This is a genomic window from Flavobacterium frigoritolerans, from assembly GCF_025847275.1.
GTDB lineage: Bacteria > Bacteroidota > Bacteroidia > Flavobacteriales > Flavobacteriaceae > Flavobacterium > Flavobacterium frigoritolerans.
This window is the reverse complement of the sequence record NZ_JAOZEV010000002.1, coordinates 109,552-122,852: the sequence shown is the minus strand read 5'-3', so window position 1 is coordinate 122,852 and position 13,301 is coordinate 109,552. Positions and strand designations below refer to the sequence as shown.

At 30.2% G+C, this 13,301-nt stretch carries 13 protein-coding genes; all 13 read left to right on the top strand.

Going from position 1 to position 13,301, the window contains the following annotated elements; genetic code table 11:
* Nucleotides 1-2: 2 nt before the first annotated feature.
* The 13 genes from OIU80_RS03070 to OIU80_RS03010 all read left to right on the top strand — a co-directional run bounded on the left by OIU80_RS03070 (nt 3) and on the right by OIU80_RS03010 (nt 13,299).
* Nucleotides 3-716 (top strand): FkbM family methyltransferase, encoded by a 714-nt coding sequence (locus OIU80_RS03070; RefSeq protein WP_264285616.1) that lies wholly within the window; start codon nt 3-5, stop codon nt 714-716.
* 6 nt (nt 717-722) lie between these two features.
* The gene (locus OIU80_RS03065; protein ID WP_264285615.1) at nt 723-1,976 is read left to right on the top strand and encodes a glycosyltransferase family protein; all 1,254 of its coding nucleotides are present in this window, start codon (nt 723-725) and stop codon (nt 1,974-1,976) included.
* Complete coding sequence (locus OIU80_RS03060; RefSeq protein ID WP_264285614.1) at nt 1,976-2,887, top strand: glycosyltransferase family 2 protein; 912 nt, start codon at nt 1,976-1,978, stop codon at nt 2,885-2,887. The genes OIU80_RS03065 and OIU80_RS03060 overlap by 1 nt, the downstream gene beginning before the upstream one ends.
* Before the next feature lie 3 nt (nt 2,888-2,890).
* Complete coding sequence (locus OIU80_RS03055) at nt 2,891-3,907, top strand: N-acetylneuraminate synthase family protein (RefSeq protein WP_264285613.1); 1,017 nt, start codon at nt 2,891-2,893, stop codon at nt 3,905-3,907.
* 107 nt (nt 3,908-4,014) lie between these two features.
* The gene (gene neuC / locus OIU80_RS03050) at nt 4,015-5,172 is read left to right on the top strand and encodes a UDP-N-acetylglucosamine 2-epimerase (protein ID WP_264285612.1); all 1,158 of its coding nucleotides are present in this window, start codon (nt 4,015-4,017) and stop codon (nt 5,170-5,172) included.
* A 1-nt stretch (nt 5,173) separates the two neighbouring features.
* Nucleotides 5,174-5,872: an acylneuraminate cytidylyltransferase family protein gene (locus OIU80_RS03045; RefSeq protein WP_264285611.1), complete on the top strand. Its 699-nt coding sequence runs from the start codon at nt 5,174-5,176 to the stop codon at nt 5,870-5,872.
* A gap of 9 nt (nt 5,873-5,881) precedes the next feature.
* Complete coding sequence (locus tag OIU80_RS03040; protein WP_264285610.1) at nt 5,882-6,523, top strand: hypothetical protein; 642 nt, start codon at nt 5,882-5,884, stop codon at nt 6,521-6,523.
* A complete protein-coding gene (gene asnB / locus OIU80_RS03035) occupies nt 6,523-8,232 on the top strand; it encodes an asparagine synthase (glutamine-hydrolyzing) (protein WP_264285609.1) in 1,710 nt (569 codons plus the stop codon). The genes OIU80_RS03040 and asnB overlap by 1 nt, the downstream gene beginning before the upstream one ends.
* Before the next feature lie 256 nt (nt 8,233-8,488).
* The gene (locus OIU80_RS03030) at nt 8,489-8,701 is read left to right on the top strand and encodes a hypothetical protein (protein ID WP_264285608.1); all 213 of its coding nucleotides are present in this window, start codon (nt 8,489-8,491) and stop codon (nt 8,699-8,701) included.
* A gap of 288 nt (nt 8,702-8,989) precedes the next feature.
* Nucleotides 8,990-10,387, top strand: a complete 1,398-nt coding sequence (locus OIU80_RS03025; protein ID WP_264285607.1) for a glycosyltransferase family protein — start codon at nt 8,990-8,992, stop codon at nt 10,385-10,387.
* Nucleotides 10,384-10,956 carry a serine O-acetyltransferase gene (locus tag OIU80_RS03020; protein WP_264285606.1) on the top strand — a complete coding sequence of 191 codons (573 nt, stop codon included), beginning with the start codon at nt 10,384-10,386 and terminating at the stop codon, nt 10,954-10,956. Before OIU80_RS03025 ends, OIU80_RS03020 begins: the two co-directional genes overlap by 4 nt.
* A gap of 28 nt (nt 10,957-10,984) precedes the next feature.
* Nucleotides 10,985-12,418, top strand: coding sequence for an MBOAT family O-acyltransferase (locus OIU80_RS03015; RefSeq protein ID WP_264285605.1), 1,434 nt, complete (start codon nt 10,985-10,987; stop codon nt 12,416-12,418).
* Entirely contained in the window at nt 12,418-13,299 is an 882-nt protein-coding gene (locus OIU80_RS03010; RefSeq protein WP_264285604.1) for a hypothetical protein, read from the top strand. The genes OIU80_RS03015 and OIU80_RS03010 overlap by 1 nt, the downstream gene beginning before the upstream one ends.
* Nucleotides 13,300-13,301: the final 2 nt, after the last annotated feature.

Sequence of the window (13,301 nt, the reverse complement as noted above, 5' to 3'; positions counted from 1 at the left end):
ATATGAAAAAAATACTTAAAGAATTTTTATATCGTAAAGGATATAAAATAAGCAAGATAAATAAAAATAATTTATTAAATGATAATCCATTTTTGGCAATTCAGTCGCGACTGGGTAGTAATCCAATTATTTTTGACATTGGAGCAAATTTGGGACAAACAATATTCAAAGTAAAAAAAACATTTCCAAATTCATATTTACATAGTTTTGAGCCAAGTAAAGATTGTTTTAAAAGAATTACTCAAGACTATGGGAATGTTGAAAATGTGTTTTTGAATAATAAAGCCGTAGGTTGTGAAAAAGGTTCTTTAGAATTTAATGAATATTCTTGGAGTGCTTTAAATTCATTTCTTAAAAGGGCTTATACAAAATCAGAAATAATTGATACTTATTTTGTAGATATTATTTCTGTTGACGATTATTGTAGTGAAAATGATATTCCATACATTAATCTTTTAAAGACAGATACAGAAGGCTTTGAACTTAATGTCTTGCAAGGAGCAAACAAAATGATGAATCAAAATAAAGTTCAGTTTGTTTTTGTAGAAATATTTTTTCACGAAAATTATATCGGTCAATCTTCATTTAGTGATATATTTAATTATCTTTCTCAAAACGGATTTAAGATGATTAGATTCTATGATTTTGAATATACTAATGAAGGCTTTGCCTCAAGAACGGATGCCTTATTTATAAACGAAAAGTTCATTAAATAAAATTGCTTGAAAAATATATTAAAAATTTTAGTTATTGTAGATTCTATTGATATAGAGGATAGTAGCGGGTCAAAAGCAAATGTGGCTTTGATCAATAATTTAAAAGAAGCTGGTTTTGAACTTTTAGTATATCATTATACTTTAAGAAATATTAAATTAAAAGGGATAAAAACAATTGCTATTCCTGAAATAAAATGGAGTGTCTTTTACTTTTTAAGTAGGTTACAGCGCGTTTTAAGCCGAAATTTAAAAATTAATCTAGCTCCTTTTTTTGAGCGGTTATTTGGTTTTTCATTTACTTTTTTTAACGATACAAAAAGTATTAGTAAATCGTTAAAAAAATCATTATTTCAGTCTGATTTGGTATTGACTTTGAGTAAGGGAGCGAGTTTTAGATCACATTATGCAGTACTTCAATTGCCACATTTACATCATAAATGGATAGTTTATGTACATGATCCATATCCGTTTCATTATTATCCGAGACCTTATAACTGGGTAGAATCAAGCTATTATCAAAAAGAGCTTTTTTTTAGAGAATTATCAGAAAAAGCAAAATACAGTGCTTTTCCTAGTCAATTATTAAAAGAATGGATGAGCAGTTATTTTCCTAATTTCGATAAAACGGGAACTATTCTTCCACATCAAAATGAAAAATATGAAGTTCAAAATACTGTCTTTCCATCTTATTTTGATATTTCGAAATTCAATTTGCTGCATGCCGGAAATTTACTGAAACAGCGATCTCCAGAAGGTTTGATAGAGGGATTTAGAATGTTTTTAGAGAGAAATCCTAATGCAAGAAATGAATCAAGACTTATTTTATTAGGAAATGCTTCGTACCACACAGAGATGCTTGAAAATTATAAACAAAATATTTCTGAAATTTTTATTCATATTGGAAATAAACCTTTTGATGAGGTTTATCATTTACAAAAAAATGTATCAGTCAATATTATTTTAGAAGCAAAAGGAGAAATCAGTCCTTTTTTGCCAGCTAAGTTTCCACATTGTGTTGAGGCTAATAAAACTATTCTTTCTTTATCTCCTTATTATAGTGAAACTAGAAGGTTATTAGGGAAAGATTATGAGTTTTGCTCAGAAGTTGATGATGTAGATAGAATCGCTTCATTAATAGAAAAGCTATATCAATTATGGAAGCAAAATCCAGACTGCTTAAATTTAGACAGAAAAGATTTAGAAGAATATGTATCAGCCACATATTTAAAGGAAGTAATCAATAAACTATCAACTAATTAATGGTGAATTCTAGTTTTTCAATCTTAATTACTACCAAAAATCGTAAAGATGATTTAGCTTTTACATTACAAAAAAATAAAAGTTTAATAGATAGAGATAATGTTGTTTGCGTTATTTTTGATGATGGATCAATCGATGGAACTTCAGATTTTTTAAAAAAGAATTATCCTCAAATTATTCTGCATACGAATAAAGAATCTAAAGGATATTTGTATTGTAGAAATAAAATGTTGAACGAAGCGAAAACAGATTTTTCTATTTCATTAGATGATGATGCGCATTTTGTTACTAATGAGCCATTAGAAATAATAGAAGAGTATTTTAATAAAAATGAGGAAGTAGGTTTGCTCGGTTTTAGAATTTTCTGGTCAAAAGAAAGTCCAAATAACATTTTTTCAAATGATCAGCCAACACGTGTAAAAAGTTTTGTTGGCTGTGCCCACGTTTGGCGTATGAAAGCTTGGCGCGATATTCCTGCTTATCCAGAATGGTTTATTTTTTATGGAGAAGAAGATTTTGCCTCCTATCAACTATTTAAGAAAAAATGGGAAGTACATTACCTACCAGCTGTTTTAGTTAATCATCGAGTAGATATTAAGTCGCGAAAGAAGAATAATGATTATGCTATTCGTCTACAGCGTTCTCTACGTTCAGGATGGTATTTATATTTTTTGTTTTACCCTGTTAGTTTTATTCCAAAAAGATTGGTGTATTCAATTTGGATGCAACTTAAATTAAAAGTTTTTAAAGGTGATTTGAATGCTTTAAAAGCAATTATATTAGCCATATGTAATTTGTTGGTTTCAATTCCAAAAATCATAAAAAATTCCAATAGATTATCAATGCAAGAATATAAAAAGTATCAAAAATTAGAAGAAACAAGACTTTATTGGAAACCAGAAAATAATTAAATTATGTCAACCAGAAAATCATATCCTTATATTATTGCCGAAATCGGTCAGGCGCACGAAGGTAGCTTAGGAATTTTGTATTCTTATATTGATGCTCTTGCAAAAACGGGCGTTGATGCTGTAAAGTTTCAAATGCATATTGCAGAAGCGGAAAGTAGCGAATATGAGCCTTTTCGTGTAAAGTTTTCATTAGAAGATGAGACAAGATTTGATTATTGGAAACGGATGGGTTTTTCTTTAAAACAATGGAAAGAAATAAAAAAACATTGCGACGAAGTTGGTTTAGATTTTATTTGTTCTCCCTTTAGTAATTTAGCAATTGATTGGCTTGAAGAAATAGGAGTGGAGCAATACAAAATAGGTTCTGGTGAAGTGAATAATTTCTTGATTTTGGAAAAAATTGCCCAAACAAAAAAGCCTTTAATTTTGTCTTCTGGGATGAGTTCTTATGAAGAATTAGATAAAACAGTTGCATTTTTGAAAGAAAGGAATATCGATTTTTCTATTTTGCAATGCACTACTGCTTATCCTACGCAGCCTGAACAATATGGTTTAAATGTAATCCAGGAATTGAAAAATCGCTATAATGTACCTATTGGTTTTTCTGATCATTCAGCAAAAAAAGAAACTTGTATAGCTGCAACTACTTTGGGAGCGAGTATTCTCGAATTTCATGTTGTTTTTGATAGACAGATTTTCGGACCAGATTCTAGGTCTTCGTTGACTATTTCAGAAACTAAGGATTTGGTAATTGCTATTAGAAATATAGCTACTGCACTTTCAAATAGTATTGATAAAAATAGTAATGAAGCTTTTTCTTCGCTTAAGCAAATTTTTGAAAAATCATTGGCAGTAAATAGAGATTTACCTAAAAATCATATTCTAACTTTTGATGATTTAGAGTCCAAAAAGCCAAAAGGTTTTGGAATAGATGCTTCTAGTTTTGAAAGAATAATTGGAAAAACCTTAAATAAGGATTTGAAACAATGGAGTTTTTTAAATGAGACAGATTTACTATAAAAATATTTTAATTTTGTCAAAGTTTAAAACTAAAAAGGAAAAATAATAATAACAGTTTACCTTTCGCCATATTTACCTAATTTCGTACCAAGTATAATAAAATTAAAATGCCAAAAAGAAAAATAGCGGTCGTGATTACTGCACGACCTTCTTACAGTCGAGTGAAAACAGTATTATCCGCTATTCAAGAACATCCCGATTTAGAATTGCTATTGGTAGTGGCTGCTTCGGCGTTGTTAGATCGATATGGTTCTGCCGTAAATTATATTGAAAAAGATGGTTTTGTAATTGCTGCAAAAGTTTTTAATGTGCTAGAAGGAGAAAATTTGACTGCCGCAGCCAAAACTACAGGAATCGGAATTTTGGAATTATCAACTGTTTTTGACAATCTAAAACCAGATATTGTGGTTACTGTTGCCGATAGATTTGAAACTATGGCAACTGCTATTGCCGCTTCTTATATGAATATTCCTTTAGCGCACATTCAAGGTGGAGAAGTTACTGGGAATATTGACGAAAAAGTGCGTCACGCTATCACGAAGTTATCGGATTATCATTTTGTAGCTTCAGAGAGTGCAAAAGAAAGAGTTATTAAATTAGGAGAAGACCCAACGATGGTTTTTAATACAGGTTGTCCGTCTATTGATCTGGCGGAGGAAATTATTAAGAGCAAAATCCTTCCATTTGATCCTTATGAAAAATACGGTGGTGTAGGTGCAAAACCTGATTTATCTCAAGGTTATTTGGTAGTTATGCAACATCCAGTTACGACAGAATATAAAGATTCTCGAAAGCATATAGAAGCTACTCTAGAAGCTATTTATAAATTAGATAAGCCTACACTTTGGTTTTGGCCTAATGTGGATGCTGGAGCAGACGGAACATCAACAGGGATTCGTGCTTTTAGAGAGCAGCACCAGTTGCCGAATGTTCATTTTTTCAAGAATATGGAAGGAAAAGATTTCTTAGAATTGTTGCAACATAGCGATTGCTTGATAGGAAATTCTAGTGTAGGGATCCGAGAATGTGCTTTCTTGGGAGTTCCTGTAATTAATATTGGTTCACGCCAAAACAGGAGAGACCGTGGAGGAAATAGCGTAGATGTAGATTATTTACAAGAGCAAATAGAAGTAGCAATTATAGATTCAGTGCAAAAAGGAAAAACGATTTCATCGTCTATTTACGGAGATGGAAAAGCAGGTTTACAAATTGCAGTAAAGCTAGCAGAATTGCCTTTGCAGTTTCATAAAACCATTATGTATTAAGATGAAAATTTTGGCCATAATTCCAGCTCGTGGAGGTTCCAAAGGCGTTCCAGGTAAAAATATTAAATTATTAAACGATAAACCATTATTGGCGTATACCTCGGAAATCGCTTTACAATCCAAATTTTTGACAGAAGTTATCGTTTCGACTGAGGATGAACAAATTATAGAAGTAGCAAAAAGTCTAGGAATAAAAGTACCGTTTATTAGACCAATTACATTGGCACAGGATAATAGTCCGACAATTGATGTAATTATCCATGCTTTGAGGTGGTACGAGAGTCAAAATATTTTCTTTGATGCTGTTTGTCTTTTGCAAGTGACTACTCCATTTAGGACACTTGAGTTTTTGGATAATGCCATCAAAAAATTTATAGAGAAGGATTCAGACTCTTTGGTTTCTGTTCAAAGAGTTCCGCACGAATATAATCCACATTGGACATTTGAAGTAAATAAACAGGGAAATCTAAAAATTGCGACAGGTGAAACGGAAATTATCAGTCGTAGACAGGAACTTCCTATTGCTTATCACAGAGATGGAAGTATTTATATTACCAAAACAAAAGTGCTTTTAGAAGAGCATTCTTTGTACGGAAAAAATACTACTTTCATTGAATCACAATCTGAATTTTATGTCAATATTGATACATTAGAAGATTGGGAAAAAGTTCTTGAAATAAGTAAAAAAATAATTAATTGATTAATTAATATGGGAAAGCAAGACATTGCTATTGAAACTTATAAATATTTTTCAAGTTTAGAAGGAAATCAGCATATAGCTTCTGAGTTTGCATTAAAAAAGATAGTTGATATTCTAGAGAATTATAAAATAGATAATATTCTCGAGTTAGGGCTAGGCATAGGCTCCATTTCTTATTGTATTTTAGAATATTCAGATAAAAAAATAAATTATATTGGAACAGAATCAAATGATTTTTGCTTGAATGCATTACCTAAATATTTAAAAAATAATTTTGATAAAGTAAAAATAGTTGATTCTTTAAGTAAAGTTCTCACAACTAAAAAGTTTGATTTAATAATAGTTGATGGTAAAGATGAAAATTTATTACTAGTAAAAAAAAGCATTTCAAATAGAGGGATTATTGTAATTGAAGGTGATAGGATTCCTCAATTGGAATTAATAAAAAATAGTTTTCCAAATAGTCTGTATGTTAGGTTAATTTCAAATTATAAAAATCCTGATTATGGACCATTTCCATCAACTGATTGGAGTGGTGGGCTTCAGCTAATTTTCACAAATCCAAATCTATTACAAAAGTTAAATTTTGGATATTATAAAATAATTACCGCAATAAGATATAGACTTCGAATTATAAAAAAAATAAAATAATGTGTGGTATTGCAGGAGTCGTAGGAGCATATAAAGAAACTCAATTGGACGCTATGCTGGCCTGTCAGTATCATAGAGGTCCTGATGCAACAGGGAAATATTTTGATTTAGATTTTTCAGCTTTAGGACATAATCGTTTAGCAATTATTGATTTGTCTGTAGAATCAAATCAACCATTTAAAGATAATTCAGGACGCTATGTTGTGGTTTTTAATGGTGAAATCTATAATTATATTGAAATTAAAGCGGAATTAGAAAGCCAATATGATTTCAAAACGAAGTCAGACACAGAAGTTTTATTAGCTGCATATATTGTTTATGGAGCAAAATGTTTGCAAAAGTTTAATGGGATGTTTGCCTTTGCCATTTGGGACAATCAGGAGAAAAAACTATTTGCAGCTCGAGACCGATTTGGAGTAAAACCTTTTTATTACAGTTTGTCTAATAATGTTTTTTATTTTTCATCTGAAATAAAAGCATTACACGCAGCAGGAATAATCAAAGAACCTAACGAAAAAGTTTGGGCTTCTTATTTTGCATTTGGTTCCTATGGTATGCCTGATGAAACATTTTGGGTAGATATTGTTCAATTACCAGGAGGGCATTTTTTAGAGTTTGAAAATAAAAAGGTAACCATAAAAAAATGGTATTTCTTTGAAGAAGAAGTAGCTAAACAACCTAAAAATCTAACTTTCGAACAGGCCAAAAAGCAATATGTTGTCCTATTAAAAGACAGTATTCGTTTACGTTTTAGAGCCGATGTTTCAGTAGGGTTTAATGTTAGTGGCGGATTAGATAGCTCAGTGCTACTTGCGATGGTTAATCTTCAAGAAGATAATTCAAAAATTAACGGTTATACTTTTTATACAAATAATTTGGATTATGACGAATTGCCATGGGTCGAAAAAATGATTTCCCAAACTCAAAATCCATTAACAAAGGTGCTCTTGCAAGCTGATGAGGTACCAACTTTAATGCAAAAAATGCAGTACCAACAAGATGAGCCTTTTGGTGGGATTCCAACATTGGCGTATGCTAAAATTTTTGAACAAGCTCGTAGAGATGAAGTTTTAGTTCTAATAGACGGACAAGGGATGGACGAGCAATGGGCAGGATATGATTATTACAATCAGGATAACGAGGCTACTATACAAGGGGTACAAGATTCTCCATATAAAACAAATATACTTTCGGATTCTTTTTTAGCAAAAGCAGTGAAGCCTTTATATCCTAAGCCATTTAAAGATGATATATTAAACAAACAATATAGAGATTTGTTCTATACCAAAATTCCTCGTGCTTTACGATTTAATGATCGAATTTCAATGACCTATTCAACAGAATTAAGGGAGCCTTTTTTAGATTATCGTTTGGTCGAATTTGCTTTTTCATTGCCATTAGATTATAAAATAAAAAATGGGATTTCTAAATTTATCTTACGAGAAATTGCCTCTGAATACTTTGTGAATGATTTGGTATTTGCACCCAAACGTCCTCTACAAACACCACAACGTGAGTGGCTAGCATTTGATTTACAAGAATGGGTAAGTCAGTGCTTTATTGAATTGGAACGTTTAGATTATGCTAAATGGTTTAATAAAGAATCTTTGCATAAGGAACTAAAAAAATATTTTGATGGTAATATTCAGTCTAGCTTTCATATTTGGCAGTGTATAAGTTTTTATGAAATGCTGAAAATTAAGGGATAAAGAGCTTTTTAACTTTACTTATTGATTTATATTTTAATCTATATAAAAATAAAAAACAGATTGGATTTTTGGTAGGTTAATCAGTTTTTATTCTTACTGTATCATAGAATTAATGATGATATGGAGAAAAAATAACAAATTTATAATGGATATTGTAAATTTTGAAAGCAGTTTGTATATTTTAAAAGGATTTTATGAAAAATGAAAAAATATAGGAGTAGTAATAACTGATGGTGTAGGATTTAGAAATTTTGTTATGAGTGATTTCATAGCAGAGGCATTGGAAAAATTTGATGAAATTATCATTTATTCCAGGTTACCAGAAAGTTGCTATCAAAAAGTTAATAACCCAAAGCTTGAAATAAGAGAACTTACTGTTTTTAAAGAAGGGAAAATAACATGGGCTCTCAGGAAATGGAAAGAAATTGCTCATTTACAAAAGTATAAAAGCTTTTTATGGGATGAATGATAATTTGGTTTCTGGATATCCCAAAAATAACTTCCTCGTTTCATATTATGGAATTCCGATTATTAATATTGGAACTCGTTAGCAAAATAGAGCAGTTCATGCAGATATAATTAATTATTGAATATTCTGAAAATGAGATTAAAGGAGCGCTTTTAATTATTGACTCTCATAAAATACAAAATATAGAAGATGATTTTGGACGAGGAAATAGTACAGAATTATTTTCAGAATGTCTTTTAAAATCAGATATTTGGAAACTTAATCATCAAAAAAAAACAGAGATAACGAATGTCAAACAATAAGGTTTTTATTTTATTACCAGATGGGATTGGATTACGAAATTTTGTTTTTTCTAATTTTAATAATCTTGGATTAGAGAAAGGTTTTGAAATCATCTATTGGAATAATACACCATTTGAACTAGCAAATTTAGGATTTAAACAAATAAAAATAAAAAAAGCTAAATCTCATCTGTTAACAGATAGCTATAAAAATGCAAGAAAATATATAGAGCTCAATTTAAGTATAAAAAAAGAGAATGATATTGTTTATGATACATATCGTTTCCCTTTTTCATATAAAACGATAAGAAATATATTTAAAAACACAATAACAAGGTTTCTAATAGTCACACATTCTTATCCTAAAGGCTTAAAGAGGATTCGAGAAAGAATTAAAAAATTTGAACGGAAAACAATTTATTATAAAGAATGTTTACAAACGCTTAAAGAGGAGAGACCATCAATTGTTTTTTGTACTAATCAACGTTTAAGTTTGGCTGTTGCTCCGTTATTAGCGGCAAAGGATTTGGGGATACCAACAGCTACTTTTGTGTTTTCATGGGATAATTTACCTAAGGCAACTATGGTTGTGGAAACTGATTATTATTTTGTATGGAGTGAACACATGAAAAAAGAACTTCAATATTATTATCCTTATATTGATGAGAGTCAGATTTTTGTTACTGGTACGCCACAATTCGAAAGCCATTTTGATGAAAGTAAAGTGATTTCTAAACAAAATTTTTATCAAACTTACAAGCTGGATTTAAATAAAAAATATATCTGTTATTCAGGGGATGATATTACTACTTGTCCCGATGATTCACAATATTTGTCTGATGTTGCCGAGGCTGTTCGGCTTTTGAATGATAAAGGAAATTCATTTGGGATTATTTTTAGACGTTGCCCAGTTGATTTTTCTAATCGTTTTGATAAAGTACTTAAGGATTATAAGGATGTTATTATTCCTATTGCTCCACTTTGGGAAAAAACAGGAAATGAGTGGGACGCTATTATGGCTACAAGAGCAGATGTAGATTTACAAATAAATACAATAAGACATACTGAGATGGTAATAAATTTAGGGTCATCAATGGTTTTTGATTATGTTGCGCATAAGAAGCCATGCGCATTTATTAATTATGATGTAACGAATAAAAAAAATAAAAATTGGTCGGTAAAAAATATATATAATTTTATTCATTTTCGTTCAATGCCTAGTGAAAAATCTGTTATTTGGCTAAATACACCTTGTGAAATAGCCGAAAAAATAAACAAGGCATTAGAAGAATCAAATGAAAATATTGTGAGTGCTCAAAAATGGTTTGAAAAAATAAACGAAAGTCCTGCTAATTTAGCTTCTGAACGCATATGGATTTCAATAAGTCAAATTATAAAAAAATGAGTATGTTAAGAGAAATCATTTTGTCAGATTACAAGCGATGTGGTATTTATTCTTTAGGACCTTCAGTTTTAATCAAGGTTTTTATTATAATGCCTAATCCAGGTCTTAAGTTTTTAACAATATTTCGGTTAACACAGTATTATAGAAAAAAGAATCGATTTTTTTTTTACTTTTTTTTCTTGTGGTTACGAAGGTTAAAATTTAAATATGGATTTGATATTTCTTATCGAACAAAGATTGGTAAAGGTCTTTATATTGGGCATTTTGGCGGTGTAGTAATTCATGGAGATGTAATAATTGGAGAAAACTGTAATTTGTCACAAGGTATTACAATTGGGGTTTTAGTAAGAGGAAATAAAGTGGGAGTTCCAAAAATTGGTAATCGAGTTTTCATAGGACCAGGAGCAACAATTTTAGGAGAAATAATAATAGGCAATGATGTGCTTTTAGGTACTAATGCCATAGTCACTTTTGATGTGCCAGATTCCTCAGTTGTAGCAGCTCCATTAGCAACTATAATATCCAATAAAGGTTCTGAAGGTTATATAATAGTCGAAAACAAAAAATAAATTAATATTAATAATTTTTAAAACAAATATGTTTTTTAATTCCTTGGCTTTTGCCATTTTTTTACCAATCGTTTTTTTCTTGTATTGGTTTGTTTTTAATAAAACAAAAAGTACTCAGAATGCTTTATTAATTATTGCGAGCTACTATTTTTATTCTTGTTGGGATTGGAGATTTCTATTTTTATTGGTTTTTTCTACGTTTTTGGATTATTATACGGGGATTCAAATCGAAAAAGGAAAAACAGAAAGAAGCCGGAAATTTTGGTTTTGGCTTAGTATTATAGTCAATTTAGGGTTCTTAGGAGTTTTTAAATATTATAACTTTTTTGCTGAGTCTTTTTCAGAATTATTAAATTCTGTTGGAATTCAGGCAAGCCCTATTTTATTAAGCGTTATACTTCCTGTTGGTATTTCATTCTACACTTTTCATGGATTATCGTATGTAATTGACATCTATCTTAAACGAATAAAGGCCGAATATAACTTTGTTGATTATTCTCTGTTTGTAAGTTATTTTCCTCTTTTGGTTGCAGGGCCAATCGAAAGAGCAACACATCTATTGCCGCAAGTAAAAGTAAAACGCGAGTTTAATTTTGAAATGGCGAAAGAAGGTATTTACCAAATTATTTGGGGTTTGGTTAAAAAAGTTGTCATTGCAGATACTTGTGCCACTTATGCCAATGCTATTTTTGACAATTATACTTCAATGAATTCTTTCTCTCTTATTTTGGGAGCAATATATTTTGCATTTCAAATTTATGGAGACTTTTCAGGATATTCAGATATTGCGTTAGGAGTTTCAAAATTGTTTGGGTTGGACTTGTTACGAAATTTCAATTACCCATATTTTTCACGAGACATAGCCGAGTTTTGGCGTCGTTGGCATATTTCACTTTCGTCTTGGTTTCGGGATTACTTGTATATCCCATTAGGAGGGAGCAAGGGAGGTATTTGGATGAAAATAAGAAATACCTTTATCATTTTTGTAGTTAGCGGGTTCTGGCATGGAGCCAATTGGACATACGTTGCTTGGGGCTTTATTAATGCCGTTTACTTTTTGCCTTTACTTTTATCAAATAGCAACAGAAATAATATGGATGCGATTGTACTAAAGTGGAATTTTAGCTCTGCAAAAGTAATAATGAATATTCTCTATACTTTTTTATTGACTTGTGTAGCTTGGGTGTTTTTTAGAGCCAGAACAATAACAGATGCAGTTGAATATTTAAAGCGAATGATAACAAATAAGAGTTTTAGTTTCCAGTATTTAGATAATGAGCGTTATAATTATGAGTTGCTTCTTATGATTGGAATATTTGTTCTAGTCGAATGGAATAATCGTAACAAAGTTGAACCACTTTCAGGTAAAAAAAGCTTGCTTAAGATAGCTTTAGCTATTACTGCAATAATGGCATTTGGGACATTTTCTGATTATAAAGAATTTATATATTTTCAATTTTAATGAAGCGTTTTTTAATTTATACAGGAATAATTATTGTTATTACGATTTTAATAGCAGTAGGGCTAGATGGAATATACACGAGAATTTTTATGGAGTCTAAAAATCGTGGAAAAATAGAAACGGTTATAAATTCAAAAGCCAAAAAGTATGATGTAGTAATTTTAGGATCTTCACGTGCAAATAATCATTTTGTTTCGCAGCTATTTGAAGATAAAGGATTAAAAACCTTTAATTTTGGGATGAGTGGCGGACATTTATTTGAAGCATCATTGCTTTTGAAATTAATGATTGAGCGAAAATATGAAATCAAAAATGTAATTCTTGAAGCCGATTTGAACCTTTCTAATGATCAAGAAGCAGAAGGAGTTTCGACAAAGTTTCTACCCTATATTCATAATTCGGAAGTTATAAAAAAGCATTTTTATGATGAAGAAAATTTTAATGAATTATATTATATCCCTTTTTATAGATATGTGAAATATGATTCTGAAATTGGATTTAGAGAAGTTTATAAAACTCTAATAGTCGAAAAAACAAATGCTTTAGACAATTTAGGATATTATCCGTTGGTAAAACATAAAAACGGAAATATGAAAAATAATATTGTCAATTTAAATCCTTTGCCACACAATAAGTATTACGAAGAAATCAAAAGCTTATGTAAGACCAATAATATCAATTTGATTACAGTAATGACCCCGATGTGTGAAAATGTTGTGGGAATGAATTACTTTGATAAGGTAAAAAAAACATATCCAGAAATTTATAATTATGAAAATGTAGTAAAGGAGGATAAATATTTCTCATCTTGCGGACATATGAATGATAATGGCGCAAGAATATTTACAGCTAGAATTTTAAATGATTTTTTTAATAAATAAAA